The sequence below is a fragment of the Acidovorax sp. FG42 genome, from assembly GCF_057809195.1.
In genome coordinates this window covers 129,756-151,177 of the sequence record NZ_JBMDJM010000009.1, presented here as the reverse complement: position 1 = coordinate 151,177, position 21,422 = coordinate 129,756, and the positions used below count along the sequence as shown (strand labels likewise).

General features: G+C 66.7%; 13 protein-coding genes and 1 pseudogene. 9 read left to right on the top strand and 5 right to left on the bottom strand.

Annotation, left to right across the window (positions count from 1 at the left end):
* Window positions 1-26: 26 nt before the first annotated feature.
* Window positions 27-944, top strand: coding sequence for a LysR family transcriptional regulator (locus ACODSM_RS11825; protein ID WP_209817905.1), 918 nt, complete (start codon window positions 27-29; stop codon window positions 942-944).
* Window positions 945-1,041: 97 nt separating this feature from the next.
* A complete protein-coding gene (locus ACODSM_RS11820) occupies window positions 1,042-1,950 on the top strand; it encodes a hydroxymethylglutaryl-CoA lyase (protein WP_488805391.1) in 909 nt (302 codons plus the stop codon).
* 28 nt (window positions 1,951-1,978) lie between these two features.
* On the opposite strand, the gene ACODSM_RS11815 is transcribed toward ACODSM_RS11820, so the two are convergent.
* The 3 genes from ACODSM_RS11815 to ACODSM_RS11805 are packed head-to-tail and all read right to left on the bottom strand — an operon-like array spanning window position 1,979 to window position 7,989.
* A complete protein-coding gene (locus ACODSM_RS11815; protein WP_488805390.1) occupies window positions 1,979-3,442 on the bottom strand; it encodes an efflux transporter outer membrane subunit in 1,464 nt (487 codons plus the stop codon).
* Complete coding sequence (locus ACODSM_RS11810; protein WP_488805389.1) at window positions 3,439-6,627, bottom strand: efflux RND transporter permease subunit; 3,189 nt, start codon at window positions 6,625-6,627, stop codon at window positions 3,439-3,441. The genes ACODSM_RS11815 and ACODSM_RS11810 overlap by 4 nt, the downstream gene beginning before the upstream one ends.
* An 18-nt stretch (window positions 6,628-6,645) precedes the next feature.
* Window positions 6,646-7,989 carry an efflux RND transporter periplasmic adaptor subunit gene (locus ACODSM_RS11805; protein ID WP_488805388.1) on the bottom strand — a complete coding sequence of 448 codons (1,344 nt, stop codon included), beginning with the start codon at window positions 7,987-7,989 and terminating at the stop codon, window positions 6,646-6,648.
* A 212-nt stretch (window positions 7,990-8,201) separates the two neighbouring features.
* Between ACODSM_RS11805 and ACODSM_RS11800 the strand changes: the two genes are divergently transcribed.
* From ACODSM_RS11800 to ACODSM_RS11780, 5 genes are all read left to right on the top strand, one after another.
* Complete coding sequence (locus ACODSM_RS11800) at window positions 8,202-8,735, top strand: YbaK/EbsC family protein (RefSeq protein ID WP_488805387.1); 534 nt, start codon at window positions 8,202-8,204, stop codon at window positions 8,733-8,735.
* On the top strand, window positions 8,732-8,998 hold the full coding sequence (locus ACODSM_RS11795; protein WP_060985846.1) for a DUF1289 domain-containing protein: 267 nt from the start codon (window positions 8,732-8,734) through the stop codon (window positions 8,996-8,998). The genes ACODSM_RS11800 and ACODSM_RS11795 overlap by 4 nt, the downstream gene beginning before the upstream one ends.
* Complete coding sequence (locus ACODSM_RS11790; protein ID WP_488805386.1) at window positions 8,995-9,648, top strand: 2-hydroxychromene-2-carboxylate isomerase; 654 nt, start codon at window positions 8,995-8,997, stop codon at window positions 9,646-9,648. Before ACODSM_RS11795 ends, ACODSM_RS11790 begins: the two co-directional genes overlap by 4 nt.
* 444 nt (window positions 9,649-10,092) lie before the next feature.
* On the top strand, window positions 10,093-11,754 hold the full coding sequence (locus ACODSM_RS11785; RefSeq protein WP_110960330.1) for an MFS transporter: 1,662 nt from the start codon (window positions 10,093-10,095) through the stop codon (window positions 11,752-11,754).
* A 149-nt stretch (window positions 11,755-11,903) separates the two neighbouring features.
* Window positions 11,904-12,107, top strand: coding sequence for a hypothetical protein (locus ACODSM_RS11780; RefSeq protein ID WP_015015743.1), 204 nt, complete (start codon window positions 11,904-11,906; stop codon window positions 12,105-12,107).
* Between the two features lie 90 nt (window positions 12,108-12,197).
* Here ACODSM_RS11780 and ACODSM_RS11775 read toward each other — a convergent pair whose 3' ends face one another.
* Window positions 12,198-13,316 (bottom strand): ABC transporter substrate-binding protein, encoded by a 1,119-nt coding sequence (locus ACODSM_RS11775; protein ID WP_488805385.1) that lies wholly within the window; start codon window positions 13,314-13,316, stop codon window positions 12,198-12,200.
* A gap of 90 nt (window positions 13,317-13,406) precedes the next feature.
* Window positions 13,407-14,535 (bottom strand): annotated as a pseudogene (locus ACODSM_RS11770) (ABC transporter substrate-binding protein).
* 209 nt (window positions 14,536-14,744) lie between these two features.
* Here ACODSM_RS11770 and uvrA point away from each other — a divergent pair.
* Window positions 14,745-20,618: an excinuclease ABC subunit UvrA gene (gene uvrA / locus ACODSM_RS11765; RefSeq protein ID WP_488805384.1), complete on the top strand. Its 5,874-nt coding sequence runs from the start codon at window positions 14,745-14,747 to the stop codon at window positions 20,616-20,618.
* A gap of 165 nt (window positions 20,619-20,783) precedes the next feature.
* The gene (locus ACODSM_RS11760; protein WP_309821863.1) at window positions 20,784-21,290 is read left to right on the top strand and encodes a hypothetical protein; all 507 of its coding nucleotides are present in this window, start codon (window positions 20,784-20,786) and stop codon (window positions 21,288-21,290) included.
* Window positions 21,291-21,422 lie beyond the last annotated feature (132 nt).

Below are 21,422 nucleotides of genomic sequence, written 5' to 3'. Positions count from 1 at the left end.
CGTCTTTTTCGATAGACTGATCGGATATGAAGATCAATTGGTCCGCCCGCGAGGTGGATGTGTTCCTGTCGCTGGCCGAGACGCTGAGCTTTCGGCGCACCGCCTTGCAGATGCACCTGTCGCAATCGGCGGTGTCTGGCACGGTGGCGCGGCTGGAGGAGATGCTGGACGTGCGCCTGTTCGAGCGCACCACGCGCACCGTGCAGCTGACGCTGGCGGGCGAGGTGTTTGCCGAGCAGGCGCGTTTTCTGCGCCATCAGATGGAGGAGACCGTGCGCCGCGTGCAGGAGGTGGCGCAGCTGCAGGTGGGCCGCGTGGCGCTGGCGGCGTTGCCGTCGCTGGCGGCAGGGGCTGTGCCACGGGCCTTTGCCCGGTTTGCCGCGCAGCACCCGGGCGTGCAGATGGAGCTGATCGACAGCCTGGCGGGCCCGGCGTTTGACATGGTGCGCGCCGGGCGGGTGGACTTTGCCCTCACGGCCGCCAACCCCGCCTACGCGGACCTGGACTACACCCCGCTGGTGTCCGACCGGTTTGTGCTGCTGATGCCGCGCACGCACCCGCTGGCCCGTGGGCGGGGCGCTGTTGCCTGGGCCGATGTGGCCGAGCTGCCCCACATCTCCATGCCCGCGGGCACCAGCGTGCGGCAGTACGCACAAGAGGCCCTGCTGACGCACCGCATCCGCTTTGAACCCCACTACGAGGTGGAGCACCTGGCCACCATTGCGGCCATGGTGGCGGCGGGGCTGGGGGTGAGCGCGCTGCCCGAGCTGGCCGCCCAGGTGGTGCGTCGGCCCGAGGTGGTTACGCGTCCGCTCAAGGCGCCTGTGCTGCACCGGCCCATCGGGCTGATCACGCTGCGCGGGCGGTCCCTGTCGCTGGCGGCGCAGGCCATGGTGGCCTTGCTGCGGCAGGAGGTGGAAGACGCCGAGGCGCAGAGCGGCTGATGGCGCGTCCGGCGAGTGGTCTGGCACGATATGAGGTGGCCTTGCGGCGGCGCTGGCGAGACAATGGCGAGATTCCTTGTCCACCCTTGGTAGCCCCATGAGCATTCCCTCCCGCGTCCGCCTCATCGACGTTGGCCCCCGCGACGGCCTGCAGAACGAAAAGACCCCGGTGCCTGCCGCCGTCAAGATCGAGCTGGTGCACCGCCTGCAGCAGGCGGGCCTGCAAGAGATCGAAGTCACCAGCTACGTCAGCCCCAAGTGGGTGCCGCAGATGGCCGACAACCACGAGGTGATGGCGGGCATCACGCGCCAGAGCGGCGTCGCGTATTCGGTGCTCACGCCCAACCTCAAGGGCTTTGAGGCGGCCGTGCTCGACAAGCCCGACGAGATCGTCGTCTTCGGCTCCGCCAGCGAGGCCTTCAGCCAGCGCAACATCAACTGCAGCATTGCCGAGAGCATTGAGCGCTTTGCCCCAGTGGTAGAGGCCGCGTTGGCCGCAGGCATCCGCGTGCGCGGCGCCATGAGCTGCACCGTGGGCTGCCCGTACGAAGGCGATATTGCGCCCGAACGCGTGGCGTACCTGGCGGGGCTGCTCAAAGGCATTGGCGTGCAGCGCGTGGATGTGGCCGACACCATCGGCGTGGGCACGCCGCGCAAGGTGCAAAAGGCGCTGGAGGCGACGCTGCAGCACTTTGGCATCGATGAAGTCTCGGGACACTTCCACGACACCTACGGCCAGGCGCTGTCGAACACGCTGGCCGCGCTGGAGCTGGGTGTGTGGAACTTCCAATCGTCCGTGGCTGGGCTGGGCGGCTGCCCCTACGCCAAGGGCGCCACCGGCAATGTGGCCACCGAAGATGTGGTCTACATGCTGCAGGGCATGGACATTGAGACCGGCATCGACCTAGACCTGCTCATCGACGCAGGCGCCTACATCAGCGGTTTTCTGGGTCGCAAGCCCAACTCACGCGCGGCCAACGCTCTGCTGACCAAGCGCGCGGGCTGACTATTGATCCATCTGCACCCGGCCGCCGTCAACCGGCGTCCGGGGTGCCGCCCAGCACTTTCCAGAGCGTCACGCGGTTGACCTGCTCGGCCTGGCGCAGGCCGATGAGGGTCTGCTGCGCCGCATACAGGCTGCGCTGCGCATCCAGCACCGTGAGGTAGTTGTCCACCCCGGCCTTGAAACGCGCCTCCGACAGGTCGAACGCTTTCTGGGTGGCGGCCACCAGCCGCGTCTGCGCGGCAATGCGCTCGTCCCACTGCGCGCGGTCGGCCAGCACATCGGCGGTCTCGCGGAACGCGGTCTGCACGGCCTTTTCGTACTGGGCCACCGCGATGCGCTGGTTGGCCTCGGCCACCTGCACGTTGGCGCGGTTGCGGCCGGCGTCGAAGATGGGCAGGCGGACCAGCGGCACAAAGCTCCAGGTGCCGCTGCCCGCGCCAAACAGGCCGTCCAGCTCGCGGCTGCCAGTGCCTACATTGGCCGTGAGGCTGATGGTGGGGAACAGGGCCGCCCGCGCAGCCCCGATGTTCGCTTCGCTGGCGCGCAGGGCATTTTCGGCGGCCTGCACATCGGGGCGGGCGAGCAGCACGTTGGACGCCAGCGGCACCGGCACGGGCTGCAAGGCCGCCGGGGCCTGCGCGTCTGCACGCAGCGTGCTGGCAGTGGGCCACAGGGCCGCAGGCACCGGGCCGCCCACCAGCAATTGCAGTGCGTTGCGGTCGCGCTCCACCTGCGCCAGGTAGGTCGCCACATCGCCGCGTGCGGCGTCCACCGTGGTCTGCGCCTGGGCCAGCACCAGTCCCGATGTGGAGCCGATGGCGTGGATGCGTTCGGTCAGCGCATAGGCCTTTTCGCGGCTGGCCAGGGTGTCGCGCGCCAGTTGCAGCCGGGCTTCGTCGGCGGCCAGGGTGAGCCAGGCGTTGGCCACATCGGCAATCAGGCCCGTCTGGATGTTGCGCTGGTTCTGCTGGCTCTGCAGAAACTGCTGCAGCGCTGCCTCGTTGAGGTTGCGCACGCGGCCCCAGAAGTCGATCTCGTAACTGGCAAACCCCAGTTGTGCCGTGTACTGCGTGGCCACCTGCGCAGGGGCTGTGGCGCTGCTCATGCCGGCGGCGGTGCGCGCGCGGCTGGCCTGCGCCTGCGCGGTGACGCTGGGCAACAGGTCGGCGCGGGTGATGCCGTACTGGGCGCGGGCCCGTTCGATGGTCTCGACGGCCACGCGCAGGTCGCGGTTGTTCGACAGCGCGAGGGCAATGACATCGCGCAGCGGCTGGGCCTGCACCCAGCCCAGCGCCGCTGCCGCCTGCAGGCTGGCGTCGCTGGCCACGGCCGGCTGTCCGCTGGTGGAGCCCACGGTGTCAGGCACCGGCAGGGCGGGGGTCTGGTGCATGGGGGCCAGGTTGCAGCCCGCGATCAGTGCGGTGGTGGCCAGGGCTACAGCGATGGCGGCAGGCCGGCGCTGGCGGCGTGGCGAAAATGGTGGGCGCGTCATGCTGCGCTCTCCTGAGTGGGGTGCGGTAGGGTGGTGGCAGGCGGTGGCGGTGCGTTGTCCTCGCTGCGCGACCGGCTCTTGAACCAGCGGCGGATCAGCAGGAAGAACACCGGCACCAGGAAGATGCCCAGCACGGTGGACGCCAGCATGCCGCCCAGCACGGCGGTGCCGATGGCCACCCGCCCTCCGGCACCCGCGCCGGTGCCGATGGCCAGCGGGATCACCCCGAAACCAAAGGCCAGCGATGTCATCAGGATGGGGCGCAGGCGCAGGCGCACGGCGGCCACGATGGCATCGAACAGGTTCTTGCCCTGGTCCTGCAGCTGCACTGCAAACTCGACGATCAGGATCGCGTTTTTGGACGCCAGCCCCACGGTGGTCAGCAGCCCCACCTGAAAGTACACGTCGTTGGTCAGGCCCCGGGTGTAAGTGGCCGCAAGCGCGCCCACCACGCCCAGCGGCACGGCCAGGATCACCGACAGCGGCACGGTCCAGCTCTCGTACAGGGCGGCCAGGCACAGGAACACGAACAGGATCGAGATTGCGTACAGCATGGGCGCCTGGGCGCCAGACTGGCGCTCTTGCAGCGAGGCGCCCGTCCACTCGTAGCCGATGCCGGGCGGCAGCGTGCGCAGGATGTCTTCCACGATCTTCATGGCGGCGCCCGAGCTCACGCCCGGTGCCGCGCGGCCTTCCAGCTCGTAGGCAGGGTTGCCGTTGTAGCGCAGCAGCTGCGGCGAGCCGTAGGCCCAGTAGCTGGTCGAGAACGCGCCAAACGGCACCATCTCGCCCTTGCTGTTGCGCACGCTCCAGCGCGCCACGTCTTGCGGCAGCATGCGTGCTGGCGCGTCGCCCTGGATGTACACGCGCTTGACCCGCTCGTTGTTCAAAAAGTCGTTCACGTAGGTGCCGCCAATGGCGCTGGAGAGCACGCTGTTGATGTCGTTGTACGACAGCCCCAGCGCAGCGGCCTTGCGGTCATCGATCTCCAGGCGCAGCTCGCTGGCGTCCTCCAGATTGGTCATGCGCAGGTTGGTCAGCTCGGGTCGCTTGCGCGCTTCGGTCAGGAAGGTGTTGGTGGCCGCCAGCAGCGCCTGGTGGCCCAGCCCGTTCATGTCCTTGATCACGAAGTTGAAGCCCGAGCTGGAGCCCAGGCCCCGCACGGCCGGCGGCATGACGACCAGCACCCGCGCATCACGGATGGAGGCCAGGTCGCGCGTGGCCTTGTAGGCGATCTGTGCGGCGGCCTGGTTGGGCAGCGTGCGGTCTTCCCAGGGCTTGAGGCGCACAAAGCCGCGTGCCGAGGCCTGGTCGCCGTTGATGCCCGAGACCTGGTAGAAGCTCAGCACATCGGGCTGCTGCGCAAAGTAGTCGCGCACCTGGTCCAGCACGCTTTGCAGCCGGGCATCGGCGGCGCCCGAGGGCAGGTTCACGTTCACGTACAGAAAGCCCTGGTCTTCGTCGGGCAGGAAGGAGGTGGGCAGGCGCGCCATGAGCAGCCAGACCACGCCACACACGGCCAGAAAGATCAGCGCCATGCGCTTGGTGCGGCGCAGGGTGTAGGCCACAGTGCCCTGGTAGCGCGCCGCAGTGGCATCGAAGTGGTGGTTGAACCAGCGGAAGAACCGGTCGTTCAGGCCCAGCAGGCCGCGCCGAATGGGCCGGTCATGCCCAGCCGATGCGGCTGCGGGCTTGAGCAGCGTGGCGCACAGCGCCGGGGTGAGGGTCAGCGCCACAAACACCGACAGCGCCATGGCCGCCACGATGGTGATCGAGAACTGCCGGTAGATCACGCCGGTGGAGCCGCCAAAGAACGCCATGGGCACAAACACCGCCGACAGCGTGACCCCGATACCCACCAGGGCGGGCGTGATCTCGCGCATGGACTGGCGGGTGGCTTCCTTGGCCGATTGGCCGGTCTCGTGCATCACCCGCTCGACGTTCTCGACCACCACGATGGCATCGTCCACCAGCAGGCCAATCGCCAGCACCATGGCAAACATGGTCAGCGTGTTGATCGAATAGCCCGCGAGCGACAGCACCCCAAAGGTGCCCAGCAGCACCACGGGCACGGCAATGGCGGGGATCAGCGTAGCGCGGAAGTTCTGCAAAAACACGAACATCACGATCACCACCAGGATCATGGCCTCGCCCAGCGCGCTGACCACTTCCTTGATGGAGGCGCGCACGAAGGGCGTGGAGTCCGAGCTGACGAAGTAGTCGATCTGGTTGGGGAAGTAGGGCTTCAGCGCGGCCAGCTTGGCGGCGATGGCGTCGGCCACCTGCATCGCGTTGGCGCCGTCGGCCAGCACGATGCCCATGCCTGCGCCGGGCATGCCGTTGAGCTTGGCCTTCACGGTCAGGTTCTCGGCGCCCAGCTCCACACGGGCCACGTCCTTGATGGTCACCACCGAGCCATCGAGCGCCGACTTGAGCACGATGGCTTCGAACTGCTCCACGGTCTTGAGCTTGGTGCGGGCGGTGATGGTGGCGTTGAGCTGTTGGTCGGACACTGCCGGCAGGGCGCCCAGCTGGCCGGCAGACACCTGGGCGTTCTGGGCGTTGAGCGCGTTGACCAGGTCCGACGGCATCAGCGCGTACTTCTCCATCTTGGCCGGGTCCATCCAGATGCGCATGGCGTAGTTGGTGCCGAACACGGTCACGTCACCCACGCCGTCGATACGGCCGATCACGTCCACCAGGCTGCTGGTCAGGAAGTCGCCGATGTCCACGGCGCTCATCGACGGGTCTTTGGAGAAGAAGCTGTAGGTGACGAGGAAGTCCTGCCCGCCCTTGTTCACGAACACGCCCCGGCTCTTGACGGCGTCGGGCAGGCGGTTGGTGGCGGCCTGCAGCTTGTTCTGCACCTGCACCTGCGCCACGTCGATGTTGGTGCCGGGTGCGAAGGTGAGGGTGGTGCGCGAGCGGCCCGAGGCATCAGAGGTCGAGCTCATGTAGAGCATGTTGTCGATGCCCTTGAGCTGCTGCTCGATGATCTGCGTGACCGAGTTCTCGACCGTCTCGGCCGAGGCGCCGGTGTATTGCGAGCCGATGGTCACGCGCGGCGGAGCGATGTCCGGGTACTGCTCCAGCGGCAGCGTGACGATGGACAGCGCGCCGCCCAGCATGATGATGATGGCGATGACCCACGCAAAGATGGGCCGGTTGATGAAGAACTGAGCCATGTGCTGCGTCCTTCGTGCTCAGCGGGAGGCTGCCGGAGCGGGATTGGACGCGGGGGCTGACGCGGGCGCGGCACCGGCGGCGGCGGGTGCGTCAGCGACAGGGGCGCCCTTGCCGCCCTTGGCGGGGGCTTTGGGGTCTATCTCTACCGCGCGCACCTTGTCGCCGGGTTTGACGCGCTGGAAGCCCTCGACCACCACGCGCTCGCCCGCAGCCAGCCCGCCCTGCAGCAGCCACTGGTTGCCCACGGCACGGTCGATACTGATCGGGCGCTTTTCCACCACATCACCGTCCTTGACCACCAGCACGCTGGGCTTGCCGGTGAGGTCGCGGGTCACGGCCTGCTGGGGCACCAGCAGGGCTTCGGGCGCGAGGCCGGTGGGCAGCAGCGCCTGTACGTACATACCGGGCATCAGCGTGCCCTTGGGGTTGGGCACCACGGCACGCAGCGTGACGGTGCCGGTGGTGGCGTTCACGATCACGCCCGCAAACTGCAGCTGGCCGCGCTGCGCGTATTCGGTGCCGTCGTCCAGGCGGATGCGCACCGGGATCTTGTCGCCCTCGACCTTCTGGAAGCGGCCTGCGTCCCAGTCCCGCTGCAACTGCATCAGCTCGGTGGTGGACTGGGTGAAGTCCACGTACATCGGGTCGAGCTGGACGATGGAGGTGAGTGCGTCGGCCTGGTTGGCGGTGACCAGCGCCCCCGGCGTGACGTTGGACAGACTGATGCGCCCACTGATCGGGGCCTCGATGCGGCTGTATTTGAGGTTGATGCGCGCAGTGGCCAGGTTGGCCTGGGCCACGGCCACGTCGGAGCGCGACTGGGCGGCGGCGGCCTGGCTTTCTTCAAACGCCTGCTGGCTGATGGCGTCGATCTTCACCAGCTCCGCATTGCGCTTGGCCGTGGCCTCCTGGGTGCGCGCGGTGGCCTCGGCCTTGGCCAGGGCGGCCTGCGCGCTGGCCTCGGTGGCGCGCAGCGAGGCGTCGTCGATCTGGTACAGCGGCTGACCCTGGCGCACCAGCGCGCCTTCGGTGAACAGACGCTTTTGCAGGATGCCCGACACCTGGGGCCGGACCTCGGCCGTGAGCGAGGCGCGGGTACGGCCCGGCAGCGCGGCTTCGAGCTGCTGGCTTTGCTGCTTGAGCGTGACCACGCCCACTTCAGGGACGGCTTTGGCCGGTGCGGGGGCCTCGTTGGGTTTGCTGCAGCCGGCCAGGATGCCTGCGATCAGCAGCAGCCCCAGCAACGCTCCCCGGGACGGCAAGGCCCCCAGGGCGTGGCGGGCGGCGCGGCCTGACACGGGATCGGCAGGGGACGGCGCAGACAGGCTCGGGCACAACAGGGACAACGCGGCATCGTTCATGGGCGTGGGGCTTGGGGCGTGGGGGTGGAAAGTTCGGCGCATTGTGGGGGGCGCACATTTCCTGTTTGTAAAGTGGCCTGATTTGGTCCGGGTGCCGGAGCGCAGCGCAGGGACATGCGGGGCAGGGCGCCAGGCAGGCCCTGGCGCGCGGCAAAATGGAGGGAGACCCGACCGAATCACGCCCCCCTGGGGCCCGCTGGAGACCGATGCGCATGTGTGGAGCCGAACTGAAGAATCTGCCCGAGGGCGTACAGCGTGTGGCTGCCGAGCTGCAGCGGCTCGGCCACCCGCACCTGCCGCAGATGCTGGACGATGCCGCGCGCACTGCGCAGCAGGCCGCTGATGCGCTGGGCATCCTGGTGGGGCAGGTGGCCAAGAGCATCATCTTCCGGCGCAAGAGCGACGATGCAGCGGTGCTGGTGGTCACATCGGGCGACCGCCGCGTGGACGAGAAAAAGGTGGAAGCCCATGTGGGCGGCAAGATCGGCCGCGCCGATGCCGAGTTCGTCAAGTCGCGCACCGGCTTTTCGATTGGCGGCGTGTCGCCCGTGGCACATGCCACGCCGCCGGTCACACTCATCGACCAGGACCTGCTGCGCTTTGACGTGGTGTGGGCCGCAGCGGGCCACCCGCATGGCGTGTTCCCCCTGCACCCCACTGATCTGCAGCGCCTGACGGGCGCTCCCGTGGTGGACGTGGTGCAAGCGCCTGTGGCGGACACCCCCGCGCCCCAGGTGGCCGCATGAATGCTATTGATTTGCTAGCTGCCAAGGCAAAAGACACTAGCGCTACCGGCCATTTTGACCCCCAAAGCACCGAGCCGGTACCTTCACCCTGCATTTCTGTGTGCCGCATGACGCCCGACCGCAGCCACTGTGAAGGCTGCTTTCGCACGCTGGATGAAATCCGTGTCTGGTCGCGCGCCGACGCCCCGCAGCGGCGCGCCATCTGGGCGCAGCTGTTGCAGCGTGCGGGCATTGCCTGGCCCGTGCCGGAGACCGAAGCATGAAGCGCATCACGTTCTACCTGGACTTCATTTCGCCCTATGCCTGGCTCGCGTTTGAGCGCTTGCCCGAGGTGCTGGAAGGGCTGACCTACAGCGTGACCTACCAGCCCGTGCTGCTGGGTGCCCTGCTGCAGCAGCACGGCAACCCCGGCCCTGCGGGCATTGCCCCCAAGCGCGACTGGACCTACCGTCATGTGACCTGGCTGGGCCATGCGCAAGGCACGCCACTGCAGATGCCGGCGCGCCACCCGTTCAACCCGCTGCCCCTGCTGCGCCAGGCCCTGGCCTGCAGCGACGACGGCAGCATCAACCGCTATGTGACGGGCACGGTGCTGCGCCACGTGTGGCAGGGCGGCGCCGACGCGCTCGACCCCGCGCGGCTGGCCGCGCTGGCCGAGGCGCTGGCGGAGCAAGTGCGCCCCGGGCAGGACGTGAACAGCGACGGCCCCAAGGCCTTGCTGCGCGCCAACACCGAGGCCGCGCAGGCCGCCGGTGTGTTTGGCGTGCCCGCGTTCGGGGTGGACGGCAAGTTGTTCTGGGGGCTCGACGGCCTGCCCATGCTGCGTGCCTACCTCGACGGCGACGCCTGGTTCGACGGACCGGCCTGGGACGCCGTCAGCCAGCTCCCATCGGGTTTACCCGGCAAGCGCTGAGCAATTTCCGGATGCTGAAAGGGGTGCTGCGGGTTTCACCCTAAGTTGTCAGAGAGCGGTCAGTTTGATGAAAGCTCTTGTTGGTTTCGCGTCAGAGGGTGGTCAGTGCCATCTCCAAGAATGCAAGGGAACGTGTTCGCGGTCTTTTCGGGGCCGCGTTGGAGCGCAATCGGAGTGAGTGGATGCCTCGGATGCGCCGCATGGGCTCATGCCCATGCAAGCAGTCGAGGCGCCCAATCGCCAGATTTCGCTCCAACCCTTCGGGCAAGTGTTTTGCCGGGCAGTCTGCGGCGTTGCGGCGCTTGTGGATAGCCAGGCTATCCACCGCGCACCGCGCCTTGCATCCCACACCGGCAATGCACTTGCGCGACCCCGAAAAGACCGCGAACACGTTCCCCAAGCCCGCCGCAGTGCGGTCTGTAACACCAATAGGAGACACACACCATGGCAACTGTTCATCCCGCACCGCGGCCGATGTCGCCCGAAGAGAGGAAGGTTATCTTCGCCTCGTCGCTCGGCACCGTTTTCGAGTGGTACGACTTTTACCTGTACGGCTCGCTCGCAGCCATCATCGCCAAGCAGTTCTTCAGCGGTCTGGATGCCGGTTCGGCGTTCATCTTCGCGCTGCTGGCGTTTGCGGCGGGCTTCATTGTTCGTCCCTTCGGCGCCATCTTCTTCGGCCGCCTGGGCGACATGATTGGCCGCAAGTACACGTTCCTGGTCACCATCCTGATCATGGGCCTGTCCACCTTCATCGTGGGCATCTTGCCGACTTACGCGTCCATCGGTGTGGCCGCTCCTGTCATCCTGATTGCCCTGCGCCTGCTGCAAGGCCTGGCACTGGGCGGTGAGTACGGCGGTGCTGCCACCTATGTGGCCGAGCACGCTCCACACGGCAAGCGCGGTGCCTACACGGCCTGGATCCAGACCACTGCTACGCTGGGTCTGTTCCTGTCGCTGATGGTGATCCTGGGCACCCGTACCGTGCTGGGTGAAGAAGCCTTTGCCGACTGGGGCTGGCGCATCCCGTTCATCGTGTCGATCCTGCTGCTGGCCATCTCGGTGTGGATCCGCCTGTCGATGAACGAATCGCCTGCCTTCCAAAAAATGAAGGCCGAGGGCAAGACCTCCAAGGCCCCGCTGAAGGAATCCTTCGGTGAGTGGAAGAACCTCAAGATCGTGATCCTGGCACTGGTGGGTCTGACCGCCGGTCAGGCCGTGGTGTGGTATTCGGGCCAGTTCTATGCGCTGTTCTTCCTGACGCAAGCACTGAAGGTTGATGGCGCCACCGCCAACATCTTTGTGGCCGTGTCGCTGCTGATCGGCACGCCGTTCTTCATCGTGTTCGGTGCCCTGTCCGACAAGATCGGCCGCAAGCCCATCATCCTGGCAGGCTGCCTGCTGGCCGCGCTGACGTACTTCCCTGTGTTCGGCGCCCTCACCAAGGCGGCCAACCCAGCTCTGGCTGAAGCCCAGGCCAAGAACAAGGTGGTGATCACCGCCGACCCTGCCGAGTGCTCGTTCCAGTTCAACCCGACAGGTACCACCAAGTTCACCAGCTCGTGCGACATCGCCAAGCAGGTGCTGGCTGGCGCTTCGGTGAGCTATGAAAACGCTGTGGCTCCCGCCGGCACGGTGGCGACCATCAAGATTGGCGAAACCGCGATCCCCTCGTACTCCAGCAAGGGCCTGAGCGCTGACGAAGCCAAGAAGAAGGACGCCGAGTTCAAGAAGCTCGTGGCCGACGACCTGAAGGCCGCTGGCTATCCCACCAAGGCTGACCCAGCCCGCATCGACAAGGTGATGGTCACCATCATCCTGACCTACCTGGTGCTGCTGGTGACCATGGTGTACGGCCCCATCGCCGCCATGCTGGTCGAAATGTTCCCCACCCGCATCCGTTACACGTCCATGTCCCTGCCGTACCACATCGGTAACGGCTGGTTCGGCGGCCTGCTGCCCACCACGGCGTTTGCCATCGTGGCCCAGACCGGCAACATGTACAACGGCCTGTGGTACCCCATCATCATCGCCGGTGCTACGGTGGTGATCGGTGGGCTGTTCATCAAGGAAACCAAGGACGTTGACATCTACGCCAACGACTGATCGTTACTGACCGGTGTACAGGGCCCGTCCCGCAAGGGTCGGGCCCTGTGTTCCATCAAGGGGCTTGTACCGCGCACCAGTACAACCCACAACCTCGCGCGTTCAGCCAGGCCCCTTGATTGAACAAACCCATCCCAGGAGATATTGATATGTGGAAGATTGTTGTTGGCTTCGTCTTGTTTGCTGCTTTGTCGATGTACGTGATCATCACGGCGGGCGACAAGGCCGACATGGGCGGTGAAAAGCACGGCGCCGATGCGGTGCACGCGCCGGAGGCCCCGGCCAGCGCTGCGGCACCTGCTGCCGCACCTGCACCCGCCGCGGCTCCTGCCTCGGCCGCCAGCGCGCAATAAGTGCATTGCCCGGCACGAAAAAGGCCCTGCCAGCAATTGCTGGCAGGGCCTTTTTTTGTAGTGTCCTGCGGCTCGGAAGCTTGAGCCGTGTCAGCGCTTGAAGCGGCCGTCCGTGCCGATGATGGACAGGTCGGAGAAGTCCAGCCCGCTGTGGTCGGTGGGGCTGTAGCTCAGCTCCATGCCGCCCAGATCCCACTTCTTGATACTTTCCAACCCCATGTGGAGTTTGGCGCTGTCGGGCTTGGCGCCTGCACGTTTGAGGCCTTCCACGAGTACCTTGGCGCTCACAAAACCCTCCAGCATGGCGGGCGTCAGGTCGCCGATGTTCTTGGCCTTGGCCAAGTCCATGGCCTCCTTGACCACGGGGTAGTTGAGCGAGCGCTCCGACGGGAACACCTGCGTCACTACCACGCCCCGGGCCTGGTCGCCCAGGGCCTTCACAAACCCGCCCGACGCGTTGTTGGACAGCGTGACGATCTGGCCGGCAACGCCCGCAGCGCGCAGTGCCTTGATGCCATCGACCACCGCCGCGCCCGTGCCGATGAAGATCACGGCCTGGGGCTGCTTGCTGGCCACGCGGGGTGCGATGGCACTGTAGTCGGGCTTGGCGCGGTCAAACTTCTCGATGAACAGCGCCTCGATGTTGTTGGCCTTGAAGCCGGCCTGCGCACCTGCCAGGCCGTCCGCGCCAAACGTGTCGTCCACATGCACCACGCCAATGCGCTGGATGCCCAGCGTGTGCAGGTGCGAAATGGCCTTGGTCACCTCGCGCTGGTAGGGCGCACGCACGTTGAACACGTATTTGCTCACGGGCTGGTGCAGCGCAATCGCTCCGGTGGACGGGCCCACCAGCGGCACGCCATGCTGCTCCAGCACCGGGATGATGCCCTGCGTGTGGGGCGTGCCACGGGTCATGAACAGGCCAATCACGCCCTTTTGTTCAATCAGCGTGCGGGTGTTGTCCAGGGTCAGCTTGGGGTCGAACTTGTCGTCCAGCGACAGCACCTCCACCTTCTGCCCGCCCACGCCGCCCTTGGCGTTGACGTGGTCGATATAGAGGGCTGCACCCTGCATGGATTCGGCCACCGTGGCGGCGGCCGAGCCGGTGATGCCCACCGTCTGGCCGATCAGGATCTGTGCGTGGGCGGAACCGATGCCAAGGGCGGCGGCCAGGGCGCAGAGTGCGCCGGCCAAGCCAGTTGTCTTCATGGGGTTGTCTCCTGCATATAGAGCGCCCGAGTGTAGGGGCGCCCTCGCGCGGGACAACTGTAAAAACGCGTAGACCTAGTGCCCACGCGCTCAGCGGCGGAAGCGCCCGTCCGTGCCGATGATGGACAGGTCGGCAAAGTCCAGCCCGGTGTGGTCTTCGGGGCTGAAGTTCACCTCCAGCCCGCCCAGGTCCAGCTTCTTGATGCTTTCCAGCGCGGTCTGGATCTTCTCGCGGGCGGGCTTGGGACCTGCGCGCTTGAGGCCTTCGACCAGCACCTTGGCGGCGGCAAAGCCTTCGAGCATGGCGGGGCTGATTTCGGTGAGCCCCTTGGTCTTGGCCATCTCCTGGGCCTCCTTCACCATCGGGTAGGTCACGGCCCGCTCGTTGGGGAACACTTGGGTCACGATCACGCCGCGTGCGTTGGCACCCAGGCTCTTGATGAAGCCGCTGGAGGCGTTGTTGGACAGCGTCACGATCTGTGCGGCCGAGCCCGCCGTGCGCAGCGCGTTGGTGGCGTCCACCACTGCAGAGCCCGAGGCCACCATCAACACCGCCTGCGCATCGGCCTTGGCCACCTTGGCCACCTTGGCGGCAATGGGGGCGAAGTCGGGCTTGGCGCGGTCGAATTTTTCGGACACCACGGCGGTCAGCTTGGCGGCTGCCAAGCCCTTTTTTGCGCCCTGGTTGCCGTCCGCGCCAAAGCTGTCGTCCGCTTACACCAGCGCGACGCGGCTGATGCCCATGGAAGGCAGGTGGGTGATCCCCTTTACGGCCTCGCGCTGGTAGGTGGCGCGCACGTTGAGGATGTATTTGGGCACCGGCTGGTGCAGCACCATGGCCCCCTTGGACGGCGCCACCGGCACCACGCCATGTTTGTCCAGCAGGGGCAGGATGGCCTCGGTGTGCGGGGTGCCCCGGTTGAGGAACAGGGCCAAGACGTTCTTGTCCTCGATCAGCGTACGGGCGTTTTCCGCGGCCAGCTTGGGGTCGAACTTGTCGTCAAGGGAGATCAGCTCGATCTTCTGACCGTTGACACCGCCTTTAGCGTTGATGGCATTCGATGTACAGCAGTGCGCCGTCGGTGGTCTTCTTCACGCCGGCGGAAACCTGGCCGCTGAAACCTGCCGTCTAGCCGATCAGGATCTGGGCATGGCTGGCTGCACTGGCCGCCAGCGCCAGGACCAAGCCCGCCGCCCGCAGTTGCCATTGTTTTGTCATGGCGGTCTCCTCTTGTTTTGTGTGGAGGCCGCAGTCCAGATCGATGTTTCGGGCCGGAACGCCCGCTTTTCGCCCGCCGCTGCTCCATTGCTTTTGCTTTGTCCACGGTCAAAGCACCGCAGCGCGCCTCGGGGGTAATCGGCGGGCGCACGCGCAAACCCGGAGTGCGTCCCTAGAATGTCCCGCCTCACCCCAGAAAGACCGCCTCCATGACCCAGGGACAGATCCGCATCCGTGGCGCACGCCAGCACAACCTCAAGAACCTGGACCTGGACATCCGCACCGGCGAACTGACGGTGGTGACGGGCCCCAGCGGCTCCGGCAAATCCAGCCTGGTGTTTGACACGCTGTATGCCGAAGGCCAGCGCCGTTATGTGGAGACCTTCAGCGCCTACGCGCGACAGTTCCTCGACCGCATGGACAAACCCGCCGTGGACAAGGTCGAAGGCGTGCCGCCTGCCATCGCCATCGACCAGACCAACCCGGTGCGCTCCAGCCGCTCCACCGTGGGCACGATGACGGAGCTGAACGACCACCTCAAGCTGCTGTTCGCGCGTGCGGGCCAGCTCTTTGACAAGCAGACCGCGCAGCCTGTGCGGCACGACTCGCCCGAGACCATCTATGCCGAGCTGCAGCAGCGCAGTGCAGAGGCGGGCGACCCGCGCATCGTGCTGACATTCCCCGTGGAACTGCCGGGGGGCACCTCCGCCGAACAGGTCGAGCAATGGCTGTCCGCCAGCGGTTTCACCAAGGTGCAGGCCGAGCGCGAGGTGGCCACGCCCACCGGCCCGCGCAAGGTGCTGGATGTGGTGGCCGACCGCTTCCGCCTGGGCAACGCCGAGAAGGCGCGGGTGATCGAGGCCATTGAGGTGGCACTGAAGCGCGGAACAGGGCGGCTGAATGTGTACCGGCTGGTGGATGAGGGCGAGCCCGAGTTGTGGAGATTTTCGACAGGCCTGCATTGCCCGGACAGCGACTTGCGCTACAGCGACCCCATCCCCTCGATGTTCTCGTTCAACTCCGCCGTGGGCGCGTGCGAGAGCTGCCGGGGCTTTGGCCGCGTGATCGGGGTGGACTACGGCCTCGTCATCCCCAACGACAAGCTCACGCTGCGCGCGGGCGCCATCAAGACGATCCAGACCCCCGCATGGCAAGAGGCACAGGACGACCTCATGCGCCACGCCGAGGCCGCAGGCATCCCGCGCGACACGCCCTGGTACAAGCTGACCGACGACCAGAAGAAATGGGTCATCAACGGCGCGCCAGGCTACAAAGACGGCCAGTGGAGCAAGCAGTGGTACGGCATCAAGCGCTTCTTTGAATACCTGGAGAGCAAGGCCTACAAGATGCACATCCGTGTGCTCTTGTCCAAGTACCGCAGCTACACGCCGTGCCCCACCTGCGCGGGGGCGCGCCTCAAGACCGAAAGCCTGCTCTGGCGCATCGGCCGCAAGGAAGACGCCGACGCGGTGCTGGAGCCCGCCAAACGCTTCTTGCCCGAGGGCGTGCAATGGAGCCGTGAGCAACTGGAGGCCTTGCCCGGCTTGTGCCTGCACGACCTGATGCTGCTGCCCATTGACCGCCTGCGCCAGTTCTTTGCGCGCATGCAGTTGCCGGTGGGCGACGATGCCAAGGGTGGCGACGCGCAAGCGCTGAAGCTGCTGCACGAAGAAATCACCACGCGCCTGCAGTACCTGTGCGACGTGGGCATCGGCTACCTCACGCTCGACCGCCAAAGCCGCACGCTCAGCGGCGGCGAGGTGCAGCGCATCAACCTGACCACGGCCCTGGGCACCAGCCTGGTCAACACGCTGTTTGTGCTGGACGAGCCCAGCATCGGCCTGCACCCGCGCGATATGCACCGCATCACCGAGGCCATGCTGCGCCTGCGCGATGCGGGCAACACGCTGGTGGTGGTGGAGCACGACCCGGCCGTCATGCTCGCGGCCGACCGCATGATCGACATGGGCCCCGGCCCGGGCCGCCTGGGCGGGCAGATCGTGTTCGACGGCACCACGGCGGATTTGCGCAAGGCCGACACCCTCACCGGTGCCTACCTGGGCGGCCGCAAGCATGTGGGCTTTGGCTTCAAGCGCATGGTGACCGAATCGACGCCGCGCCTCATCCTCGAGGGCGCGCGCGAACACAACCTGAAGGATGTGACGGTCGAATTTCCGCTGCAGCGCCTGGTCACCGTGACCGGCGTGAGCGGCTCGGGCAAGTCCAGCCTGATCCAGGACGTGCTGGCCCCCGCACTGCTGCGCCACTTCGGCAAGGCCACCGACGCGCCCGGCGCGCACGACCGCATGCTGGGCGCGGACCATTTGTCGGACGTGGTGTTTGTGGACCAGTCGCCCATCGGCAAGACCGCGCGCTCCAACCCCGTGAGCTATGTAGGCGCGTGGGACAGCATCCGCGAGCTGTTTGCCGTGGCGCCGCTGTCCAAGCAGCGCAGCTACACCGCCGCCAAGTTCAGCTTCAACAGCGGCGACGGGCGCTGCCCCACCTGCGGCGGCTCGGGTTTTGAGCATGTGGAGATGCAGTTCCTATCGGACGTGTATCTGCGCTGCCCGGACTGCGACGGCAAGCGCTACCGCCCCGAGATCCTGGAGATCACCATCGAGCGCGGCGGGAAGACGCTGAACGTGGCCGATGTGCTGGCGCTCACCGTGGCCGAGGCGGCGGCGGTGTTTGCCAACGACCGCGACGTGATCCGCGCGCTCCAGCCCATCGTGGACGTGGGGCTCGAATATGTGGCGCTGGGCCAGCCCGTGCCCACCTTGTCCGGCGGTGAGGCGCAGCGCCTCAAGCTCGCAGGCTTTCTGGCCGAAGCGGCGAAAACGGCCGCCAAATCCCGCCAGGCTGTGGCGCGCAAAGGCACGCTGTTCCTGTTCGACGAGCCCACCACGGGCCTGCACTTTGACGACATTGCCAAGCTCATGCGCGCGCTGCGCAAGCTCATCGATGCGGGGCACTCGCTCATCGTCATCGAGCACAACCTGGACGTGATCCGCGCCAGCGACTGGCTCATCGACCTGGGGCCCGAAGGCGGTGATGCGGGCGGCCTGATCGTGGCCGAAGGAACGCCCGAAGACGTGCGGGCCCACGCCACCTCGCACACCGGGCAGGCACTGCGCGACTACGAATTGGCGCTGGGCGTGGGTGGCCATTCGGTGCACGAAAAAGCTGCTGTGCTACGAAAATCAGGGCGCCTTGCGCATATTCATCAAGCGCTTGAGGCCAAAAACGCCATTGAAATCGTCAACGCGAAGGAACACAACCTCAAGAACCTGAGCGTGGACATTCCACGCGGCAAGTTCAATGTGGTCACGGGCGTGAGCGGCTCGGGCAAGTCCACACTCGCGTTCGACATCCTCTTCAACGAAGGCCAGCGCCGCTATCTGGAATCGCTCAACGCCTATGCGCGTTCCATCGTGCAGCCTGCGGGCCGGCCCGAGGTGGATGCGGTCTATGGCATTCCACCCACCGTCGCCATCGAGCAGCGCCTGTCGCGTGGCGGGCGCAAGTCCACCGTGGGCACGACCACCGAGGTGTGGCACTTTTTGCGCCTGCTGTACGTCAAGCTTGGCACCCAGCACTGCGTCAAGGACGGCGCCGCCGTGCAGCCGCAGACGCCCGAGAGCATTGCCGCGCAGCTGCTCACGCAGTTCCGGGGCCAGCATATCGGCCTGCTCGCGCCGCTGGTGATGAACCGCAAGGGTGTGTACACCGAGCTGGCCGACTGGGCCCGCCCGCGCGGCTACACGCACCTGCGCGTGGACGGCAACTTCCTGCCGACCACCAATTTTCCGCGCATCGACCGCTTCAAGGAGCACACCATCGAGCTGCCCGTGGCCAGCCTCGATGTGTCGCCCGAGAACGAAGCGCAGTTGCGCACCGCGCTGGCCGATGCGCTCACGCACGGCAAGGGCGTGGTGCATGTACTCAGTGGCATTGCAGGTTTGCGTGAGGCCATGGAGAGCGGCCAGCCCACGGCGGGCATTGGCACGCTGCAGGCGTTCTCCACCAAGCGCGCCTGCCCTGTGTGCGCCACCAGCTATGCCGAGCTGGACCCGCGCCTTTTTTCATACAACAGCAAACACGGCTGGTGCCCCGACTGCGTGGGCACCGGCGTCAAGCTCACCAAAGACCAGCGCAAGGTGTTTGACGACTCGGTGCAGGACGACAAGGAAAAGGGCCGCGAGCAGACCTTTGCCGAGCCTGAGGTGGAAGACCTTGCTGACACGGCCTGCCCGACCTGCAGCGGCACGCGTTTGAACGCCACGGCCCGCGCTGTGCGGTTTGCGGGCGTGGGCATCACCGACATTGCCGCGCTGTCCGTCACGGACGTGCGCCGCTGGGTGGAGACCTTGCGTGTGGAAGGCGGCATGACAGCCCGCGAGGCCGACATTGCCCGCGACCTGGTGCCCGAGATCCAGAGCCGCCTAGAGTTTTTGGAAGAAGTGGGCCTGGGCTACCTCACGCTGGACCGGGGCGCGCCCACGCTCAGCGGTGGCGAGGCGCAGCGGATTCGCCTGGCTGCGCAGCTGGGCAGCAACCTGCAAGGTGTGTGCTACGTGCTCGACGAGCCGACCATCGGTCTGCATGCGCGCGACAACCAGATCTTGCTCAACGCCCTGCACAAGCTGGGCGACAAGGGCAACACGCTGGTGGTGGTGGAGCACGACGAAGACACCATCCGCCGCGCCGACCACATCATCGACATTGGCCCGAGCGCCGGCAAACGCGGCGGGCGCCTGGTGGCGCAGGGCTCGGTGAGCGACCTCACGGCCACAGAAGATTCGCAAACCGGCCGCTACCTGCTGCACGCGATGAAGCACCCGCTGCAACTGCGCCGCAGCATGGTGTCAGGCGAAGTGAGCGCCGAAGCCACGGCGGCCTTTGCGCAGGCTGAAGCCGCAGCGCCCTCCGGCCGCCAAAGCGCCGCCGTAAAGAAGCGTGCCGCGCAGGCTGCCGCGCTGGCCGCCGATGCGCTCACCGAAGCGAAGGAGCGCGCTGCCATGCGCTGGCTGACGGTGCACGGCGCGCAATTGCACAACCTGCAGAATGTGACGGCCACGGTGCCGTTGCACCGCCTGGTGGCGGTGACGGGCGTGAGCGGCTCGGGCAAGTCCACCCTGGCGCGCGATGTGCTGTTGGCCAACGTGCAGGCCTGGGTGCAGCAGCGCAGTACCAAGGCCGGGCGCGACGCGATGGACGCGGGCAAGGCGCCGCCGCTGGTCGGTTGCACGGGTCTGTCAGGCTTCGAGAGCATCGACCGTGTGCTCGAAGTGGACCAGACGCCCATCGGCAAAACACCGCGCAGTTGCCCCGCCACCTACATCGGCTTCTGGGACACCATCCGCAAGCTGTTCGCTGAGACGCTGGAGGCCAAGGCCCGTGGCTACGCGGCCGGGCGCTTCAGCTTCAACACCGGCGAGGGCCGCTGCGCGAGCTGCGAAGGCGCGGGCGTGCGCACCATCGAGATGAGCTTTTTGCCCGATGTGAAGGTACCCTGCGAGACCTGCCACGGCGCGCGCTTCAACCCCGAGACGCTGGCCGTGACCTGGCGCGGCAAGAGCATTGGCGACGTGCTGCAGATGGAGGTGGACGAGGCCGTGGATTTCTTCGCCACCATGCCCAGCATCGCGCACCCGCTGCAACTGCTCAAGGACGTGGGCCTGGGCTACCTCACGCTGGGCCAGCCGTCGCCCACGCTGTCCGGTGGCGAGGCGCAGCGCATCAAGCTGGTGACCGAGCTGACCAAGGTGCGCGACGAGGTCGGCCGCCGGGGGCAGAAGGCGCCACACACGCTGTATGTGCTGGACGAACCCACCGTGGGCCTGCACATGGCTGACGTGGACAAGCTCATCCGCGTGCTGCACCGCCTGGTCGACGGCGGTCACAGCGTGATCGTGATCGAGCACGACCTGGATGTGATCGCCGAGGCCGACTGGATCCTGGACCTGGGACCGGAGGGCGGCAACGCCGGTGGCCGCATCGTGGCGGCCGCTACGCCCGAAGAGGTGGTGGCGGCAGGCACGCACACGGGCAAGGCGCTGGCGCCGGTGCTGGCGCGCTGAGGCGCCGAGGGCGGAGGGCAGAGGACCAGGGGCACACATCCCTGTCGGCCTCTGTCCTACGCACAGCGCGGAACATGGCGCACGTGGCGCCTGGGTTGGTTTTCCTACGATGGGCTCCAGGGGATCGGTTCCCCACCTTCCATCCACATCCCAGGACACACCGCCATGAAAACGCTCCATTTCCTCAAGACCTGTACCGCGCTTGCGGCCACCTCTGTGCTGCTGGTGGCCTGCGGTGGCGGCAATGACGACGATCCATCCCCCAGCAACGAACCCGGCGTGCTCACGGTGAGCAACGCCACCGTTGATGGCCTGAACGGCGTCTACGGCAACGGCGCGCTCAACCTCACCGATGTGGACAAGAAGAACCCCATCGGCTCGGTGCCCGAGTTGTGCACCTTCCGCTTTGACGGTGCCAACAAGGTGGGCTCGTCCGCCACCGCGTTCGGCGATATCCGTTACCGCCCGGATGCCACCAGCCTGCACCAGGTGTTCTTGACCTTTGACGGCAAGGAATACGGCAGCGGGGAACCCGCCGATACCGCTGTGGTGCGCGAGAGCGACCAGGTGCGCTTCACCGGCAAGACGCTGACGGCCTCCGACGGCTCGGGTGCCACGCTGCGCGTGAGCGGCATCGTGCCGATGCGCCCCAACCGCCCGTCGGGCTGCTGAGCGTCGCGCGCACCGCGCGTTCTACCGATCTCATTGCTTGTCTCCCTCCCCGGTCCTTCGGCCGGTTCAGCCCCTGCTGCCCTCGCAGCAGGGGCCTTTTTTTGGGGCATGGGGTGAGGGGCCAGCCGCGCT

Excerpts from the sequence above, each read along its gene's own strand:
- ACODSM_RS11825 (WP_209817905.1), top strand. The coding sequence starts at position 27 with ATGAAGATCAATTGGTCCGCCCGCGAGGTGGATGTGTTCCTGTCGCTG.
- ACODSM_RS11820 (WP_488805391.1), top strand. The coding sequence starts at position 1,042 with ATGAGCATTCCCTCCCGCGTCCGCCTCATCGACGTTGGCCCCCGCGAC.
- ACODSM_RS11815 (WP_488805390.1), bottom strand. The coding sequence starts at position 3,442 with ATGACGCGCCCACCATTTTCGCCACGCCGCCAGCGCCGGCCTGCCGCC.
- ACODSM_RS11810 (WP_488805389.1), bottom strand. The coding sequence starts at position 6,627 with ATGGCTCAGTTCTTCATCAACCGGCCCATCTTTGCGTGGGTCATCGCC.
- ACODSM_RS11805 (WP_488805388.1), bottom strand. The coding sequence starts at position 7,989 with ATGAACGATGCCGCGTTGTCCCTGTTGTGCCCGAGCCTGTCTGCGCCG.
- ACODSM_RS11800 (WP_488805387.1), top strand. The coding sequence starts at position 8,202 with ATGTGTGGAGCCGAACTGAAGAATCTGCCCGAGGGCGTACAGCGTGTG.
- ACODSM_RS11795 (WP_060985846.1), top strand. The coding sequence starts at position 8,732 with ATGAATGCTATTGATTTGCTAGCTGCCAAGGCAAAAGACACTAGCGCT.
- ACODSM_RS11790 (WP_488805386.1), top strand. The coding sequence starts at position 8,995 with ATGAAGCGCATCACGTTCTACCTGGACTTCATTTCGCCCTATGCCTGG.
- ACODSM_RS11785 (WP_110960330.1), top strand. The coding sequence starts at position 10,093 with ATGGCAACTGTTCATCCCGCACCGCGGCCGATGTCGCCCGAAGAGAGG.
- ACODSM_RS11780 (WP_015015743.1), top strand. The coding sequence starts at position 11,904 with ATGTGGAAGATTGTTGTTGGCTTCGTCTTGTTTGCTGCTTTGTCGATG.
- ACODSM_RS11775 (WP_488805385.1), bottom strand. The coding sequence starts at position 13,316 with ATGAAGACAACTGGCTTGGCCGGCGCACTCTGCGCCCTGGCCGCCGCC.
- uvrA (WP_488805384.1), top strand. The coding sequence starts at position 14,745 with ATGACCCAGGGACAGATCCGCATCCGTGGCGCACGCCAGCACAACCTC.
- ACODSM_RS11760 (WP_309821863.1), top strand. The coding sequence starts at position 20,784 with ATGAAAACGCTCCATTTCCTCAAGACCTGTACCGCGCTTGCGGCCACC.